A 16,276-nucleotide genomic window follows, 5' to 3' on the forward strand; every position below is an offset into this window, starting at 1 on the left:
TTTCACGCATCAATTTCATATTTTGGGAGGAATGAACATGGATACAGCAGTGCATCGTATCGGCGTATTTACCAGCGGTGGAGACGCTCCCGGCATGAATGCCGCCATCCGCGCCGTTGTCAGAACGTCCCTGCACATGGGAATTGAGTGTATCGGCATTCGTCGTGGCTATCACGGCCTTATCAACGGCGATTTTGCCCGTCTGGATTTTGAAAGCGTCAGCGATATCTCCCGTCGGGGCGGTACCATTCTGTACTCCGCCCGCAGCCTGGAGTTCAAGGAGCCTGCCGGCCGCGAGAAGGCCCTGGCCACCTGTAAGCTCCTGGGCCTGGATGCCCTGGTGGGTATCGGCGGCGACGGTACCTTCCGTGGTCTGCTGACTCTGGCTGAGAGCGGCATCTCTGTCATCGGTATCCCGGGTACCATCGACAATGATATCGCCTGTTCCTCCTACACCATCGGCTATGACACCGCCTGCAACACCGCTCTGGAGAGCATCGACCGTCTCCGTGACACCATGAAGTCCCACGAGCGCTGCTCTGTGGTGGAGGTCATGGGCCACCGGGCCGGACACCTGGCCGTGGCCGTCGGCATCTCCTGCGGTGCCACCGTGGTGCTGGTCCCCGAGCAGCCCGTGGACTTCCAGCGGGACGTCATCACCCCCATCCGTCAGGCCCGTCTGGGTGGCCGCACCCACTTCATGGTCATCGTGGCCGAAGGCGTGCCCGGCGGCGGCTACGGCGTGGCACAGCAGATCAAGGAGTACACCGCTCTGGACACCCGTGTCACCGTGTTGGGCCACGTCCAGCGCGGCGGCTCTCCCACTGCCCGTGACCGTATGGTAGCCACCAACATGGGCTATCATGCTGTCCGCCTCCTGGCCGAGGGCAAGACCTGCCGTGTGGTGGCCATGAACGGGGATGACATTGTGGACTACGACATCAACGAAGCCCTGGGCATGAAGAAGGAAATTGACGAGGGCAGCCTGTGCATGCTCCGTGACCTCACCGGCGTCCACGGCTAATTCATTCAACGATTGAAAAATAGCCTCAAGCCACAGGTTTGGCTTGAGGCTATTTTTTTGCTACGGTACAAAACAAGGAAAAAGCAAGATTTCCAACTGGCCATTCTATGGTATGATAGACCAGACCACATGGAGGTGAGGCAAGTGAAAGGGGATCGAACCATTCACCCACGTGTACTGGATTATGCATATACCGGGACCAATGCACTGTACAAAGAGTTTCACATTTCCCAGAAAGGGTACAGCGACGAGCAGGTAGAAGACAGTCGCGGGCAATATGGAAAAAACATCTTGTCCGGCCGGGCATCGGACACGGTGCTCTACCGTTTGCGCCGTGCCTTTATCAACCCGTTTTCCATCATTCTGTTTGTCTTGGCGGCCATCTCTCTGGTGACCGATGTATTTCTGGCCTCCAACTTCAGCCGCAACTTCACCACCGTGACCCTCATTGTGAGTATGCTGCTCATCAGCGGGATGGTACGGTTTATCCAGGAGCTGAGGGCAAAACGTGTGGCAGATCACCTCACCAAGATGATCGCCTCCAACGTCTTAGTGCTTCGGAATGGGCAGTGGATTCGATTGCCATCCACACAATTGGTGGTGGGGGACACCGTTCGCCTGGTTGCAGGAGATCGGGTCCCGGCAGACCTCCGTCTCACAGATGCAAAGGACCTCTTTGTCTCCCAATCCGTCCTGACGGGCGAGAGCACCATTCTGGAGAAGCACGCAAAAACGCTCTCCCAGGGAACAGCCCGCTCCTATGCGGAGTACAGCAATCTGGCCTTTATGGGTTCCTCCGTCATCGGAGGCACTGGAGAGGGCGTGGTCCTGGCTGTTGGCCCAGATACCGTATACGGCGGTTTCTCCAGCTCAGAGACAAGCCGCAACAACCGATTTGACCGGGGGGCCAATTCCATCGCGCGGGTCCTGATTCATTTCATGGTCACTCTGGTCCCCGTGGTATTCATCGCCTGTGGCGCCACTAAAGGCAACTGGCTCTCTGCGTTCCTGTTTGCGCTGTCCGTGGCCGTGGGTCTGACCCCAGAACTGCTCCCCATGGTCATCAATGCCTGTCTGGCCAAAGGCAGCTCCGCCATGGGGAAAAAGCAGACAGTGGTGAAAAACATCAATGCCATGCAGGGCTTTGGCAGCATGGATGTACTCTGTGTGGATAAAACCGGAACCCTGACGGGGGACCGCATTGCCCTGGAGTATTACATGGACGTGCTGGGCAATGAAAGCCAACAGGTGCTGGACTTTGCCTATTTGAACAGCCTGTACCATACCGGGGTGCGCAATCATCTGGATGATGCCATTCTCACATGTCGGAATATGCCGGGGCATGGTGACCATTTTCAAGCATTGGAAGCGGAGTACAGAAAGCTGGACGAGTTTCCCTTCGATTATGACGACCGGAAGCTGGCCAGCATTTTGGTGAAACAGGGGGAGGAAAAGCTACTCCTGGTCAAAGGCAGCACTGACGCCGTGTGCTCTCGGTGCAGCCACGTGGAGTATCGAGGCCAGCGCAGCGTCATGGGTACAGACGGCCTTGCCAGCGTCCATGCTATTGTGGACGAAATGCTGGAGGACGGAATGAAAGTCTTGGCCATCGCCTATAAACCTTTGGGCCATGAGAGCCTGGAAACGGTAGACGAGCAAGGCCTCATTCTCCTGGGCTATCTGGCCTTCTTCGACGCCCCCAAGCACACCGCTGCCGCCGCCATCCGGGCATTACAGGACCACCACGTGGGTATTCGGGTGCTGACAGGCGATCAAAAAAGCGTGGCGGTCTCCATCTGCCGCAGGCTTGGCATTGACGCCACCGAGACCTTGACGGGAGCAGAGCTAGAGAAATTGAGCGACAACGAACTTCCCATCAAAATTGAGCGCACCACCGTCTTTGCAGAGCTATCACCCAAACAGAAAGTACAGATTGTACAGGCCCTACAGGCCAATGGGCATACCGTGGGATTCCTGGGGGACGGCATGAACGACTTACCCGCCATTGTGGAATCGGACGTGGGTATTTCGGTGGATACAGCTGCTGACGCGGTCAAGGAAGGCGCCGATGTCATCCTTCTAAAAAAAGACCTCAACGTGCTGGAGGCAGGCATTCAGGAGGGGCGGAAAGCCTTTTCCAACGTATCCAAATACATCAAGATTACGGCCTCCTCCAATTTTGGAAACATCTTTTCCATCGTGATCGCCAGCGTATTCCTGCCCTTTTTCCCCATGACCTCGGTGCAGCTGTTGCTGCTAAACCTGCTCTATGATATGTTGTGTCTGGTCCTCCCGTGGGACAACGTGGATCAGGAAGCCTGTGCCCAGCCGCTGGAATGGTCTGGGCGCACACTGGGCCGTTTCATGCGTTTTTTTGGCCCTATCAGTTCTATTTTCGATCTTGTGACCTTTGCCTTCCTGCTCTTTGTACTCTGTCCCACCGTCTGCCATGGAAGTTTTGTTTCTCTGGCAGGGAGCGAGGAGCAGCTTCGATTTATCGCCCTATTTCAAACGGGATGGTTTTTGGAGTCCATGTGGACACAGGTCTTGATTTTGCACCTACTCCGTACCAAAAAAGTGCCGCTGCTCCAGAGCAGGCCTTCCCGGCCCGTGATGTTAGTCACAACTCTGGGCATTCTGTTTTTCACCATTTTGACCTTCACCCCCATGGGGCACCTTATCGGATTGACTGCGCTGCCCATCCCTTATTTCATCTTCCTGGTGGTGGTGGTACTGCTGTACCTGTTGCTGGTCACATGGGCAAAAAGCTTCTATATCAAGAAATACCGTGAACTACTTTGAGAGAGGAGGAGTCTGGAATGAAAAAGAACATCGGTTTTATCGCTCTGGATTTCTCTCTCACCAAATGGCTGATGGAAAAGCTTCGCACCTCCGCACCAGATACTCCTGCCGCCAAGGAACTGCTGGAAGGTCTGACCGATTTGATGGATGGCCGGACAAGCTCTCTGATGGTGGAGATAGGAGAGTCCGACTCTGTTATTCCTTCCATCGAAACCATCCAATGCGGTGCGCTCTCCATCGACCTGAGACTGCGGCGGGTGAGACGGGACGACACCGAGATCTCCCTGACCCCCAAGGAGTTTGACATTCTCTATTTCCTGGCCCGCAACCGGGGCGAGGTGTTCACCAAGGAACAGATCTATCAGGCCGTATGGGAAAACGATTATCTGATGGATGACAGCAACATCATGGCATTTATCCGAAAACTCAGGAAGAAAATTGAGCCTAACCCGGATGCACCGGAGTATATCCTGACCATTTGGGGCATTGGGTATAAGTTTAACGACAAACTCTAACCGCCTATTCTGACCAAATCGCAAGGAAATCGCAAGGTTTTGACCATGGGATTCTCCTTGCGATTTTTTTATACTTACGGAGAAAGAGAGGTGAACGACATGGACTCTGACGATCATACACGAAGGCTTGGCACGGCATGGGGGACCCGGAGTCCCATGTCTACACATGTCTGTCTTTGCCTTGATTCTATGCAAGGAGGTAAGACCAATGCACCTGAAAGAAAAATCCATGGCGGTCCGTCCCACCGCCGAGAGAGACAACGCCCGTGAACAGCAAAATCGCCGCATCCAAGATGCGGCAACCACTTCCAACAAACATGTCCTGATGAACCTACAAGCCGCCCTGTGCGGACTGGACGAGGAGACGGTGATTCACCACCGCAGCCAATACGGCAACAACAAAGTGACCCATGAAAAGAAGAAATCCCTGGCCAAACGGCTGGCCGGCGCTTTCATCAATCCCTTCACCGCCATTTTGTTCTGTCTGGCCCTTGTATCCACCCTGACCGATATGATTTTCCCCTATTTCTCCCTGTTGGGCAGCACACCGGAGGATTTCGATTGCCTAACGGTGGTGATTATTCTCACCATGGTGCTGATTTCCGGTACGCTTCGGTTTGTCCAGGAGTCCAGGAGCGGCAACGCAGCGGAGAAGCTTCTGGCGATGATCACCACCACTTGTACCGTCACCCGCAGGGGACAGGAAAAGGTGGAGATTCCCATGGACGATCTTGTGGTGGGGGACATTGTGCACCTGTCCGCCGGCGATATGATTCCCGCAGACGTGCGCATTTTGGAGGCCAAAGACCTGTTTGTCAGTCAGGCCAGCCTCACCGGTGAAAGCGAGCCGGTGGAGAAGACTCCCCGTGTGTGTGACGATGCGGAGAGCATCACGGATTATACCAACATCGCTTTCATGGGCAGCAATGTGGTCTCTGGCAGCGCCACCGCTGTGGCCGTCTGCGTGGGTGACCACACCCTGTTTGGCTCTATGGCCTCCGCCGTGGCAGGCGAGGCGGTAGAAACCAGCTTCACCAAGGGTGTGAACGCCGTCTCCTGGGTACTCATCCGCTTTATGCTCATTATGGTCCCCCTGGTGTTTTTCATCAACGGCATCACCAAGGGAGACTGGTTGGACGCCTTTTTGTTCGGTATCTCCATCGCCGTGGGTTTGACCCCGGAGATGCTGCCCATGATCGTCACCACCTGCCTGGCCAAGGGTGCGGTGTCCATGAGCAAGAAGCAGACCATTGTGAAAAACCTCAACTCCATTCAAAACTTCGGAGCTATGGATATTCTGTGTACCGATAAGACTGGGACCTTGACTCAAGATCAAGTGGTGCTGGAATATCACCTGAACATCAACGGCGAGGATGACACCCGGGTCTTGCGCCACGCCTACCTCAACAGCTACTTTCAGACCGGCTATAAGAACTTGATGGACCTGGCCATCATCCACAAGACCGAGGAAGCCGAGGCGGAGGACCCTCGGCTGGTGGACTTGTCGGAACACTATGTAAAGGTGGATGAAATTCCCTTTGACTTCACACGCCGTCGGTTGACCACCGTGGTACAGGACCAGACAGGGAAGACCCAGATGGTGACGAAGGGCGCTGTGGAAGAAATGCTCTCCATCTGCACCTTTGCAGAGTGTGACGGTGGCGTGCAGCCGCTGACTGATGAGGTCCGCCGCCACATTCTCCAGACCGTAGACAGCCTCAACGACAAAGGCTTCCGTGTGCTGGCCATTGCCCAAAAGAGCAATCCCTCTCCTGTGGGTGCGTTCGGCGTCAAAGACGAGTGCGACATGGTTCTGATGGGCTATCTGGCCTTTTTAGACCCACCCAAGGAGTCCACTGCCGATGCCATCCAAGCACTAAAGGACCATGGAGTAACCACCAAGATTCTCACCGGTGACAACGACAAAGTGACCCGCACCATCTGCAAACAGGTGGGCATCAAAGTGCGCAATATGCTCCTGGGTTCTGATTTGGAGAAGATGAGCGATGCCGAACTGACCAGAGCCGCCGAATCCACCGACGTGTTCGCCAAGTTGACCCCTGAGCAGAAGGCCCGTGTGGTCTCCATCCTCCGGGAAAACGGCCACACCGTTGGCTTTATGGGGGACGGTGTCAACGACGCTGCAGCCATGAAGTCCGCCGACATCGGTATTTCCGTGGACACCGCCGTGGATGTGGCAAAGGAATCTGCTGATATCATTCTGCTGGAAAAAGACCTGATGGTCTTGGAGCAGGGCATCATCGAGGGGCGCAAAACCTACGCCAACATGATTAAGTACATCAAAATGACCGCCTCTTCCAACTTCGGCAACATGTTCTCGGTGTTGGCAGCTTCTGCGCTGCTGCCATTCCTGCCCATGATGAGCGTGCACCTGATCTTTTTGAATCTGATCTATGATCTGTCCTGCACCGCCATTCCCTGGGACAATGTGGACGAGGAGTTTATCGCCAAGCCTCGGAAATGGGACGCCTCCAGTGTGGGCAACTTCATGCTCTGGATTGGCCCCACCAGCTCCATTTTCGACTTTACCACCTATCTGTTTATGTACTTTGTCTTCTGTCCTATGTTTATCTCGGGTGGCGTATTGTTCAATGATCTGCCTGCCCATTTCTGCGGGGCAGAGCTGGCCTTGATGCAAGCCAAGTATATCGGACTGTTCCAGGCTGGTTGGTTTGTGGAATCTATGTGGAGTCAAACCTTGGTCATCCACATGATTCGCACCCCCAAGCTGCCCTTTCTCCAGAGCCGTGCTTCCGCTCCCTTGACCCTTCTAACACTGACGGGTATCACCGTGCTCACTGTCATCCCCTTTACCCCGCTTGGAGCCGCTCTGGGGTTTGTGGCGCTGCCTGCCGCCTACTTCGCCTATCTGATTCCGTGCATTCTCCTCTACATGATTCTGGCCACCAGTCTCAAAAAGGCCTATGTACGGCACTACGGTGAATTGTTATAAGAACGGAGGGATATCATGATAAACTGGGCAAACCTGTGGATGGACGTATTTGGAACCACTTCTCTTTGGGGCATTGACATGGGATTTTGGGTGGCCATTGGCGTGGTGTTTCTCATTGTCATCTTGATGAATGTGGTATTCTGGTCCATGAAGCCTCAAAAATAAACGGATCTATGAAAACCCCTCCGATGTAGCACTACACCGGAGGGGTTTTCTGTCTTATTCAAAGGGGTAATGCACACCCATCTGATGGCGGATCTCGTCCATCAGCTCCATCATATGCACAGTATCCTGGTGGGGCATAGAGGGGCACTCCAGCACTCCCGCCTCAATGCACCTGACCGCCTCCACCACCTCATACTCATAGCCTGTGAGCTGAGCAGGGCAGGGGTGATGCTCTACTTGCTGGTACTGGGCATCATAGACGGTGATGGACTGGGGATTGTTGATATTCTCCACCACAGCAAAGCCACGGGTACCGTAGATGACCCCCATCCGGTCGGAGACACAGTTGGCCCCGGCGTTCAACACTGCCATCTTTCCGTCCTTCCACATCAGGGTCATGCTGTCCTGGAGGTCCACTCCCTTGTCTGAGAGGACGCCCACTGCGTGGACCTGATCCGGGGCACCAAACACCATCTGGGCAAAGTTCAGGGGATAGATCCCCACGTCCAGCAGGGCACCACCGGCCAAGGCAGGCTCCACAATGCGCTCTTTCCCCATGATCTCATAGCCCAGGTTGGCGGTGAGCATTCGGGGCTCTCCAATGACGCCAGAGTTCACCACCTGGGAGATGATCTCCCGCATAGGCTGATATCTGGTCCAGATGGCCTCGGTGAGCAGCAGGCCCTTGTCTTTGGCCCGCTGGAGCATCTCTCGCGTCTGCTGGGCATTGGCGGCAAAGGCCTTCTCGCACAGAACATGCTTTCCGTGCTCCAGGCACATCATGACATGCTGATAGTGGTGAGAGTGAGGAGTGGCCACATACACCAGCTGAACCTGCTGGTCCTGGAGCATCTCCTCATAGCTGCCGTAGGCCCGCTCTACGCCATGGGTCTTGGCAAACTGCTGGGCCCGTTCCAAATCCCGGGCTGCCACAGCATATAGAGAGACGGCATGGTTTCCCGCCTGATTCATGCGGTTGATGGTCTCCGCCATGGTTGCGGCCATGCGGCCAGCTCCCAAAATAGCCATATGAAGCATCTTTTTCATCTCCTTGAGAACATAAAAAATGATGAGGAATTACATCTCTGTAATTCCTCATCATCATAGCACAAAGCAGGGAAGAGGTCTACTCTTCTTACTTGCTGGCCAGAACCTTCTTCAGACGGGCGAAGCGGGGCAGACCGTGCTCAGTGGCGCGGGTGTTCTCACCCTGGATCAGGGGCAGAGCGTAGTCGATGAAGCCCTGGTTGATGCCATTGCCAGCCTCGTTGATCCACTCCAGGGGCACCTTCTTCTCGAAGTTGGCCACCTCAGAGAGGTTGAACAGCTTGGTCTTGCACTCATAGCCGTTCTCACGGGAGCACTCGAAGCCCACCATCTTGTCGGTCTCGCCGGCCACAGCAGCCTCCACGGCGGTCTTACCAGCCAGGAAGGACTCCTGAATGTCGGTCTGAGAAGCCAGGTGAGCGCCGCAGCGCTGCAGCAGGGACAGCTCGATGCCACGGACCTTGGCGCCGGTGCGCTCCTTGACGATGTTGGCCAGCATAGCAGCCAGACCGCCCAGCTGAGCGTGACCAAAACCGTCGGTGGCGGAGGTCTTAGCCTCGGAGACGAAGGAGCCGTCAGCATAGTGGATGCCCTCGGAGACAGCCACGATGCAGTTGCCGTTCTTCTCGTAGATGGAGGTGACATCGGCCAGGAACTTGTCCATGTCGAAGTCCACCTCGGGAACGTAGATCAGGTCGGGAGCGCAGCCCACGACGCCAGCCAGAGCGGCAGCGGCAGTCAGCCAGCCAGCGTGACGGCCCATGATCTCGATGATGGTGACCATGCCGGTGTCGTACACACGAGCATCCTTGTACACCTCAGCGCAGGAAGTAGCGATGTACTTGGCAGCGGAGGCGAAGCCGGGGCAGTGGTCGGTGCCGAACAGGTCGTTGTCGATGGTCTTGGGCACGCCCATGACGCGGCACTCATAGCCGGACTTGGCCATGAAGCGGCTGACCTTGGAGCAGGTGTCCATGGAGTCGTTACCGCCGTTGTAGAAGAAGTAACGCACGTCGTACTTCTTGAAGATCTCCAGAATCCGCTTGTAGTCGGTGTCGTCCACATCGGGATCGGCGATCTTGTAGCGGCAGGAACCCAGCTCGGAAGAGGGAGTGTTCAGCAGCAGCTCCAGCTCGTGAGCGTCCTCCTGGCTCATGTCATACAGGCGATCGTTGAGAACGCCCTTGATGCCGTGAGCAGCGCCGTACACGGCGGTGATGTTGGGGTTATCCAGAGCGGTGCGAATGACACCGTATGCGCTGGCATTGATCACGGAGGTAGGACCGCCGGACTGACCAATGATACATGCGCCTTTCAGTTGAGACATGTTTGAATCCTCCTAATGTTGTAATGCGTTTGAAACGCGCTGATTAGGCCTTGCCGTCGCAGCCCAGGACGTTGATCAGCTTGTGCTTGACCAGCTCCTTGATGTTGGCGCGGGCGGGCTTCAGGTACTCGCGGGGGTCAAACTTGTCGGGGTGCTCAGCGAAGAACTTACGGATGGTGCCGGTCATGGCCAGACGCAGGTCAGAGTCAATGTTGATCTTACACACAGCGCCGCGGGCGGCCTGACGCAGCTGCTCCTCGGGGATACCAACGGCATCGGGCATCTTGCCGCCGTTCTCGTTGATCATCTTCACATACTCCTGGGGCACGGAAGAAGAGCCGTGGAGAACGATGGGGAAGCCGGGCAGACGACGGACGACCTCGTCCAGGATGTCGAAGCGCAGGGGAGGGGGAACCAGCTCGCCCTTCTCGTTGCGGGTGCACTGAGCAGCAGTGAACTTGTAAGCGCCGTGGCTGGTGCCGATGGCGATGGCCAGAGAGTCGCAGCCGGTCTTGGAGACGAACTCCTCAACTTCCTCGGGACGGGTGTAGTGAGAGTCCTCGGCGGAAACCTGGACCTCGTCCTCCACGCCAGCCAGAGCGCCCAGCTCGGCCTCGACCACAACACCGTGATCATGAGCATATTCCACAACACGCTTGGTCAGCTCAATGTTCTCAGCGAAGGGCTTGGAAGAGGCGTCAATCATGACGGAGGTGAAGCCGCCGTCGATGCAGCTCTTGCAGGTCTCGAAGCTGTCGCCGTGATCCAGGTGCAGAGCGATGGGCAGGCCAGTCTCGATGATGGCAGCCTCAACCAGCTTCACCAGGTAGGTGTGGTTGGCGTAAGCACGAGCGCCCTTGGAAACCTGAAGAATCAGGGGAGCGTTAACCTCCTTGGCGGCCTCGGTGATGCCCTGAACGATCTCCATGTTGTTGACGTTGAAAGCACCAATTGCATACCCACCATCGTATGCCTTTTTGAACATCTCGGTAGTAGTGACCAGTGGCATTTGAATCAACTCCTTAGTAGAATTAATTGGTCTTGCACTTCATCATTTTAACAGCGTTCGCCCCAAATTGCAAGGTATCAAGCCATCTTTTTTAAGACAAATTATATACACCACCCCAATACCCTTTGTGCGAAGTGCCAAAGCAGCAGGAGAGAGGCTCACTTTTTCTTGCACCGATCTCCCAAAGGGTTGAGTTGGGCAGCCTGACGCATGGCCTCGCTGTCCACGTGCGTGTAGATCTGCGTGGTGTTCAAATGCTCGTGGCCGAGGATCTCCTGTAACGTACGCACATCGACGCCATTTTTCAGCATCAGAGTGGCGGCTGTGTGCCGCAGCTTGTGGGCGGAGTACTTGTCCCGATCCAATCCAGCCTCCGCCAGACGCTTTTTAATCATGTAGTGCACGCCGTCCTTGGTCACGCGGGTGCGCCGCCGACTGATAAACAACGCATAGGGGTCCACGGCCGCCGACTGGGTTCGAACCGCCAGCCAGTCATCCAGCGCGCTGCGGCAGGCGGTATTGAGAAAGACAAAGCGCTCTTTGTTACCTTTGCCTAACACCCGCATACGGTCGTCCCGCACATCGCTGAGGTTCAAGCCCACCAGCTCAGAAATTCGCAGTCCACAGTTTAAAAATAAGGTAATAATACAAAAATCTCGCTCAGAATTGGCCCCGTCGATGCTGTCCAGCAGCTGAATACACTCATCCAGAGTTAAAAATCGCGGCAGTGTCTGGCGCTGTCTGGGCGCGTCCAGTTCCTGAATGGGGTTTTCCGTGAGAACTTTGGCTTTGTTTACAAGATACTTATAAAAGGAACGGATTGACGCAACTTTCCGAGCTCTGGTAGACGCCTCAAGGCCGCAACCGGCCTGGGGCGAATTGTGATTCTTGGCGCGGCTGCGGCTGAGAAAGCTGAGATATGCGTACACGTCGGCCAGCGTCACAGAGCGCACCAGCGAGACATCCACGTCGTCAATGGAGATTTCGTCCAGCGGCGTGGATCTGGGCACCAAGCCTTTTTCAAGTTTCATGTATCTGAGAAAGTTGCGCAGATCAAGAAAATATTCATCAACCGTTTTGGACGAATGTCCCTGAATGGTCTCGTGATACGCGAGAAAATCCCGCAGCACCGGCGGCGCTTGAGTTTGATAGTCAATTTTCATGTAAAATCACCATATTTGCATACATAAAGCCAGGCTGGCCGGATCATACTATGGGTATCAAATTTCCGGGAGCCCCCTACCCTCAACTCAACAAAATTTTAATTTTGTTGAGTTGCTAGTGTGTTCAAACAGGAGTTCCCGGCACACCAGAATTGGAGGTCAAGTTATGAGTCTCATTCCGTGTACCCTCTCCTGTCGGCATCAGACCGATGGCCGGTGCACCCTGTACACAACGGGTGCACAACCTATGCGCAACGCCGCTCAGGACGGCACCGACCACCCTTGTCTGAATTATGAGCCCAAAGACTCACACAAGCACCGCAATCGCTTGCCGGATGTTGTGCACCTCAATGAGCTGTAAGCCATCCGGCACCACCAGCTTTCCGCTGTGCCGGGCTGGAATCAAGCATTTGGTAAAGCCCAGCCGCTGCACCTCACTGAGCCGCTGATTCAACGCATGCACCGCCCGCAGCTCGCCCGTCAGGCCCACTTCGCCGATGGCCGCCAAATCATACGGCACCGGCTTGTCCCGGAAGCTGGACGCCAAGGCCACGATGAGCGCCAGGTCCGCCGCCGGCTCTGTAATGCTCAAGCCGCCAATGACGTTGACGTACACGTCACAGTTGGACACCATGAGTCCTCCACGTTTTTCCAGCACTGCGGAGAGCATCATGGCCCGGTTGTAGTCAAAGCCGTTACAGGAGCGCCGGGACGTGCCGTAGGCCGACGGGGTGAGCAGCGCCTGGATCTCTGCCAGCACCGGGCGCACGCCCTCCATGACACAGGTGACGCAGGAGCCCGGGGTATTCTGAGGCCGCCCGGACAGCAACGCCTCCGAGGGGTTGGGCACCTGGGACAGGCCCTGGTCTCCCATCTCAAACACACCGATCTCGTTGGTGGCGCCGAAGCGGTTTTTGGCCGCCCGGAGAATGCGGTAGGAGTTGTGCTCCTCCCCTTCAAAATGCAGCACACAGTCCACCATGTGCTCCAACACCTTGGGGCCTGCCAGGGAGCCCTCTTTGTTGATATGCCCCACCACAAAGACAGTGATCCCCAACCCCTTGGCCAGGTGCATCAGAGTCATGGTGCACTCCTTGACCTGGGCCACACTGCCTGGAGAGGAGTTGGACTCCCCGTTGTACACCGTCTGAATGGAGTCCACAATCAAAATATCCGGCTTTTGCTCCTCCACCGCCGCCACCACATCGTCCAGGTTGGTCTCCGAGTAGAGATACAGCCCCTGCCCGGAGATACCCAGCCGCTGGGCCCGCAACTTGATCTGCCGCTCCGACTCCTCGCCGGACACATAGAGCACCGAGGCAAACTGGCACAGGCTGTTGCAGATTTGCAGCATCAAGGTGGACTTACCGATACCCGGAGCGCCGCCCACCAGCACCAGAGAGCCCTTCACGGCCCCCCCGCCCAGCACGCGGTCCAACTCGCTCATTCCCGTGGGGAAACGCAGTTCGTCGGTGGCCTCCACGTCGTCCATGGGACGGGGCTTTCGCAGGGGCGAGGTGGACAGGCTCCCCCCTGCTTTTTTCTTGCTCTCCGCCGCGGCGGCGGGCTGCTCCACAATGGTGTTCCAGGCCCCGCAGGCCAGGCATCTGCCCTGCCATTTGGGAGTCTCGTTGCCGCACTGGGTGCAGTAGTACACAGTTTTATTTTTTGCCATTCAGATTCCTCCTGAGGCTCGGTTTATCATTTGCATTTGGTGGAGGTAGGCTCCGGTAATGGCCATGGACAGCCGGGTCTGATACCCGTCTGTGAGGAGCAGCGAGGCCTCCAGCCCATTGCTGAGAAAGCCACACTCCACCAACAGGCCAGGACAGGAGATATGGGAAAAGAGATACACGTCCTCAGACACCTGCTTGGCCTTTTTGGTGTTGGAGCTGTCCACCGTCTCCTGGAGCATCTGCTGGGTATATTCTCCCCACTGCCGCCCCACATCGCCCAGAGTGTAAAACACCTGTGCCCCTCGTACCGAGGGGTCGGAATATTGGTTTTGATGGATGCTGATGAGCATGGCCCCTGGGGTGTCGTTGACCAACTGGACCCGATAGTCCAAATCGGAGCGTTTCCGCTCTCCCCTCTCCTCTGCCCCCGGCGTGTGGAGCGAGACGTCTTCCGTCCGGGTGAGCACCGGCTCCACTCCGCACAGAGCCATGAAATACTCCAGCTTCTTTACGATTTGGAGATTGATCTCACTCTCCCGGTGTCCCGAAGCGGTGACGGCTCCCCCGTCCTCCCCACCGTGTCCAGCATCCAGCACCACAACAGGATGTCCAGTATCTACCTGAGCCACTGTGGGCACCACTAGCTTGCCCCATCGGGCGAAAAAACAGAGGATACATGCCGCGATGAGCAGAATCACCATCCATGGCTTCATAGCCATCCCCCCTTCCCTCCATCCATATGAAGCAGGGGGACAACTCATACCAGCCTATGTTAGACGCAGTGATAGACCTCTCGGTGGCGCTGGGAAATTTCCACCCGCAGGTCGGGGAACGCCTCCTTCAGCCACACCACCAGCACAGGACACACCACGTTCTCTGTGGGGTAGTGTCCGGCGTCCAACAGGTTCAGACCCTGGGCCTTGGCCGCCAGAAACACATCGTACTTCACGTCAGCGGTGACAAAGGTGTCACACCCAGCGGCCACCACATCCCCCAGCATACTGCCACAGGAGCCGCCGCCAACAGCCACCCGGTGCACCGGCTTGCCGCTGTCCACCACCCGCACGCAGGCGGCGTCCAGCCGCTCCTTCACCAGGGCAGCAAAGGCCTCCACGCTCTGGGCTTCCACCTGGCCAATCCGTCCAATGCCATAGGGGTTTCCCAGTTCGTCCACCCCATCCTGGCTCAGCTGCTCCACCTGGGTCAACCCCAGCTTGCAGGCCAGGGCGTCGTTGACACCCTCCGCCACAGCGTCCAGGTTGGTGTGGGCGCAGATGGCGGCAATGCCGTGCTCTGCCATGGTCAGCAGCAGGTCTCCGCCGGGGGTGACGTCAGTGAGCTGTTTGACCCCTTCCCAGATCACCGGATGGTGGGACACAATGAGCTGTGCCCCCAGCTCTACGGCCTCGTCCACCACGTCTCTGGTGATGTCTAAGGCGATGAGAACCCGGTCCACCGGGGCGTTGCGCCGCCCCACCAGGAAACCGGCGTTGTCAAACCCCAGCTGATATTGAAAGGGGGCCTTCTTCTGGATGGCCTCATAGATTTGCTGTACGGTGTTCATGCTTCCAGCTCCTTTTTCATCTCATCCATGCCTGCCAGTACCTGCTCCAGCTGCTCCACCACAGCCTGGTCCGGGTTGGCAGAGGCCTTCTGTCCCTCCAAAGCCCGGCGCACCTTGCCCTCCATCATAGACAGGTATGCCCCTCTCAGGGGTTGGGGGGTGTTGCGCCCCACCCAGAGCTCTGCCGGGGTCATGGGAGCATCCTGACCGCCCCGCACGGTGAGCACGGTATACATGCGGCTCCCCTCTTGGCACAGGGTCTCGTGCTCCACCCGGTAGCCGTTTTCCACCAGCCACTGGCGGAGGTCCGGGAAGGAGGTCATGGGCTGGAGGAGCAGCAAGGTGTTCTCCTTCGTCCAGGGGGCCTGCTCCAAAATGGCGGCAATGGTCTCCCCGCCCATGCCTGCGATGGCCACTACGTCCGCCTCCCCTGCCTGAATGCCGGACAGCCCGTCACACAGGCGCAGAGAGACCCGGTCCGCCACTCCGTGCTGCTCCACCGTCTCCTTGGCCCGGGCCAAGGGGCCCTCCCGCAAATCCGAGGCGATGGCGGAGGGGATGCGCCCCTCTAACAGCAGCCATACCGGCAGCAGTGCATGGTCCGTGCCCACATCGGCCAGCACCGAGCCCTGGGGGACCTGCTGGGCAATGGCACGCAATCTCGGCGTCAATTCCATAAAAATCCCTCATTTTCATCAGATACAAGAAAAGAGCGGTTACCCGCTCTTTTCCCGCAATGGTTTTTATTCGCCGATGTTGGCGTTGAGCTGCTCCAGCAGAGCGTTCACGTCCACGCCGTGGACCATGCAGGCCTGCTCCACAGTCTCACCCCGGGAAGAGGGGCAGCCCAGGCAGTGCATGCCGATGGACAGGAAAATGGGGGCAGTCTGAGGAGCGATGTCCAGAATATCGCCGATGATAGTATCCTTGGTAATCTTAGCCATGTGATATGACCTCCTGATCTAGTTTGTCGAACAGTGATAGTATATCCAACCCTGCAAGGTTTTGCA

Annotated in this window: 14 protein-coding genes; 5 read left to right on the top strand and 9 right to left on the bottom strand. The window is 56.7% G+C overall.

The genetic code is table 11. From position 1 onward, the window contains the following. The first annotated feature begins 37 nt into the window (after nt 1–37). From pfkA to E0L15_RS00385, 5 genes are all read left to right on the top strand, one after another. On the top strand, nt 38–1,024 hold the full coding sequence (gene pfkA / locus E0L15_RS00365; RefSeq protein WP_087229850.1) for a 6-phosphofructokinase: 987 nt from the start codon (nt 38–40) through the stop codon (nt 1,022–1,024). 129 nt (nt 1,025–1,153) lie between these two features. Further along, on the top strand, nt 1,154–3,826 hold the full coding sequence (gene mgtA, locus E0L15_RS00370) for a magnesium-translocating P-type ATPase (protein WP_168124137.1): 2,673 nt from the start codon (nt 1,154–1,156) through the stop codon (nt 3,824–3,826). Nucleotides 3,827–3,843: 17 nt separating this feature from the next. Next, nucleotides 3,844–4,341: a helix-turn-helix domain-containing protein gene (locus E0L15_RS00375; protein WP_168124138.1), complete on the top strand. Its 498-nt coding sequence runs from the start codon at nt 3,844–3,846 to the stop codon at nt 4,339–4,341. A gap of 208 nt (nt 4,342–4,549) precedes the next feature. After that, nucleotides 4,550–7,315, top strand: a complete 2,766-nt coding sequence (gene mgtA / locus E0L15_RS00380; RefSeq protein WP_168124139.1) for a magnesium-translocating P-type ATPase — start codon at nt 4,550–4,552, stop codon at nt 7,313–7,315. A 15-nt stretch (nt 7,316–7,330) separates the two neighbouring features. Continuing rightward, nucleotides 7,331–7,480 carry a hypothetical protein gene (locus E0L15_RS00385; RefSeq protein WP_168124140.1) on the top strand — a complete coding sequence of 50 codons (150 nt, stop codon included), beginning with the start codon at nt 7,331–7,333 and terminating at the stop codon, nt 7,478–7,480. 54 nt (nt 7,481–7,534) lie between these two features. On the opposite strand, the gene E0L15_RS00390 is transcribed toward E0L15_RS00385, so the two are convergent. The 9 genes from E0L15_RS00390 to E0L15_RS00430 all read right to left on the bottom strand — a co-directional run bounded on the left by E0L15_RS00390 (nt 7,535) and on the right by E0L15_RS00430 (nt 16,210). Then, a complete protein-coding gene (locus E0L15_RS00390; protein WP_243155326.1) occupies nt 7,535–8,518 on the bottom strand; it encodes a Gfo/Idh/MocA family oxidoreductase in 984 nt (327 codons plus the stop codon). Between the two features lie 97 nt (nt 8,519–8,615). Continuing rightward, nucleotides 8,616–9,854 carry a 6-phosphofructokinase gene (locus E0L15_RS00395; RefSeq protein ID WP_087229832.1) on the bottom strand — a complete coding sequence of 413 codons (1,239 nt, stop codon included), beginning with the start codon at nt 9,852–9,854 and terminating at the stop codon, nt 8,616–8,618. Between the two features lie 43 nt (nt 9,855–9,897). After that, nucleotides 9,898–10,863, bottom strand: coding sequence for a class II fructose-1,6-bisphosphate aldolase (gene fba, locus E0L15_RS00400; RefSeq protein ID WP_087229829.1), 966 nt, complete (start codon nt 10,861–10,863; stop codon nt 9,898–9,900). Between the two features lie 158 nt (nt 10,864–11,021). Beyond that, nucleotides 11,022–12,026, bottom strand: coding sequence for a tyrosine recombinase XerC (locus E0L15_RS00405; RefSeq protein ID WP_087389774.1), 1,005 nt, complete (start codon nt 12,024–12,026; stop codon nt 11,022–11,024). Nucleotides 12,027–12,333: 307 nt separating this feature from the next. After that, nucleotides 12,334–13,701, bottom strand: coding sequence for a DNA repair protein RadA (gene radA / locus E0L15_RS00410; RefSeq protein ID WP_168124142.1), 1,368 nt, complete (start codon nt 13,699–13,701; stop codon nt 12,334–12,336). Next, nucleotides 13,702–14,415, bottom strand: a complete 714-nt coding sequence (locus E0L15_RS00415) for an N-acetylmuramoyl-L-alanine amidase (protein WP_168124143.1) — start codon at nt 14,413–14,415, stop codon at nt 13,702–13,704. Between the two features lie 59 nt (nt 14,416–14,474). Next, a complete protein-coding gene (locus E0L15_RS00420; protein WP_168124144.1) occupies nt 14,475–15,266 on the bottom strand; it encodes a Nif3-like dinuclear metal center hexameric protein in 792 nt (263 codons plus the stop codon). After that, entirely contained in the window at nt 15,263–15,943 is a 681-nt protein-coding gene (locus E0L15_RS00425) for a class I SAM-dependent methyltransferase (protein WP_168124145.1), read from the bottom strand. The genes E0L15_RS00420 and E0L15_RS00425 overlap by 4 nt, the downstream gene beginning before the upstream one ends. Before the next feature lie 66 nt (nt 15,944–16,009). Further along, entirely contained in the window at nt 16,010–16,210 is a 201-nt protein-coding gene (locus E0L15_RS00430; protein WP_087234294.1) for a DUF1858 domain-containing protein, read from the bottom strand. Between the last annotated feature and the right edge of the window lie 66 nt (nt 16,211–16,276).

The sequence above is a fragment of the Pseudoflavonifractor sp. SW1122 genome (assembly GCF_012027765.1).
Lineage (GTDB): Bacteria > Bacillota > Clostridia > Oscillospirales > Oscillospiraceae > Enterenecus > Enterenecus faecium.

Bases quoted from the DNA above. Each gene is read 5' to 3' on its own strand.
- pfkA (WP_087229850.1), top strand. From the start codon at position 38: ATGGATACAGCAGTGCATCGTATCGGCGTATTTACCAGCGGTGGAGAC.
- mgtA (WP_168124137.1), top strand. From the start codon at position 1,154: ATGGAGGTGAGGCAAGTGAAAGGGGATCGAACCATTCACCCACGTGTA.
- E0L15_RS00375 (WP_168124138.1), top strand. From the start codon at position 3,844: ATGAAAAAGAACATCGGTTTTATCGCTCTGGATTTCTCTCTCACCAAA.
- mgtA (WP_168124139.1), top strand. From the start codon at position 4,550: ATGCACCTGAAAGAAAAATCCATGGCGGTCCGTCCCACCGCCGAGAGA.
- E0L15_RS00385 (WP_168124140.1), top strand. From the start codon at position 7,331: ATGATAAACTGGGCAAACCTGTGGATGGACGTATTTGGAACCACTTCT.
- E0L15_RS00390 (WP_243155326.1), bottom strand. From the start codon at position 8,518: ATGCTTCATATGGCTATTTTGGGAGCTGGCCGCATGGCCGCAACCATG.
- E0L15_RS00395 (WP_087229832.1), bottom strand. From the start codon at position 9,854: ATGTCTCAACTGAAAGGCGCATGTATCATTGGTCAGTCCGGCGGTCCT.
- fba (WP_087229829.1), bottom strand. From the start codon at position 10,863: ATGCCACTGGTCACTACTACCGAGATGTTCAAAAAGGCATACGATGGT.
- E0L15_RS00405 (WP_087389774.1), bottom strand. From the start codon at position 12,026: ATGAAAATTGACTATCAAACTCAAGCGCCGCCGGTGCTGCGGGATTTT.
- radA (WP_168124142.1), bottom strand. From the start codon at position 13,701: ATGGCAAAAAATAAAACTGTGTACTACTGCACCCAGTGCGGCAACGAG.
- E0L15_RS00415 (WP_168124143.1), bottom strand. From the start codon at position 14,415: ATGAAGCCATGGATGGTGATTCTGCTCATCGCGGCATGTATCCTCTGT.
- E0L15_RS00420 (WP_168124144.1), bottom strand. From the start codon at position 15,266: ATGAACACCGTACAGCAAATCTATGAGGCCATCCAGAAGAAGGCCCCC.
- E0L15_RS00425 (WP_168124145.1), bottom strand. From the start codon at position 15,943: ATGGAATTGACGCCGAGATTGCGTGCCATTGCCCAGCAGGTCCCCCAG.
- E0L15_RS00430 (WP_087234294.1), bottom strand. From the start codon at position 16,210: ATGGCTAAGATTACCAAGGATACTATCATCGGCGATATTCTGGACATC.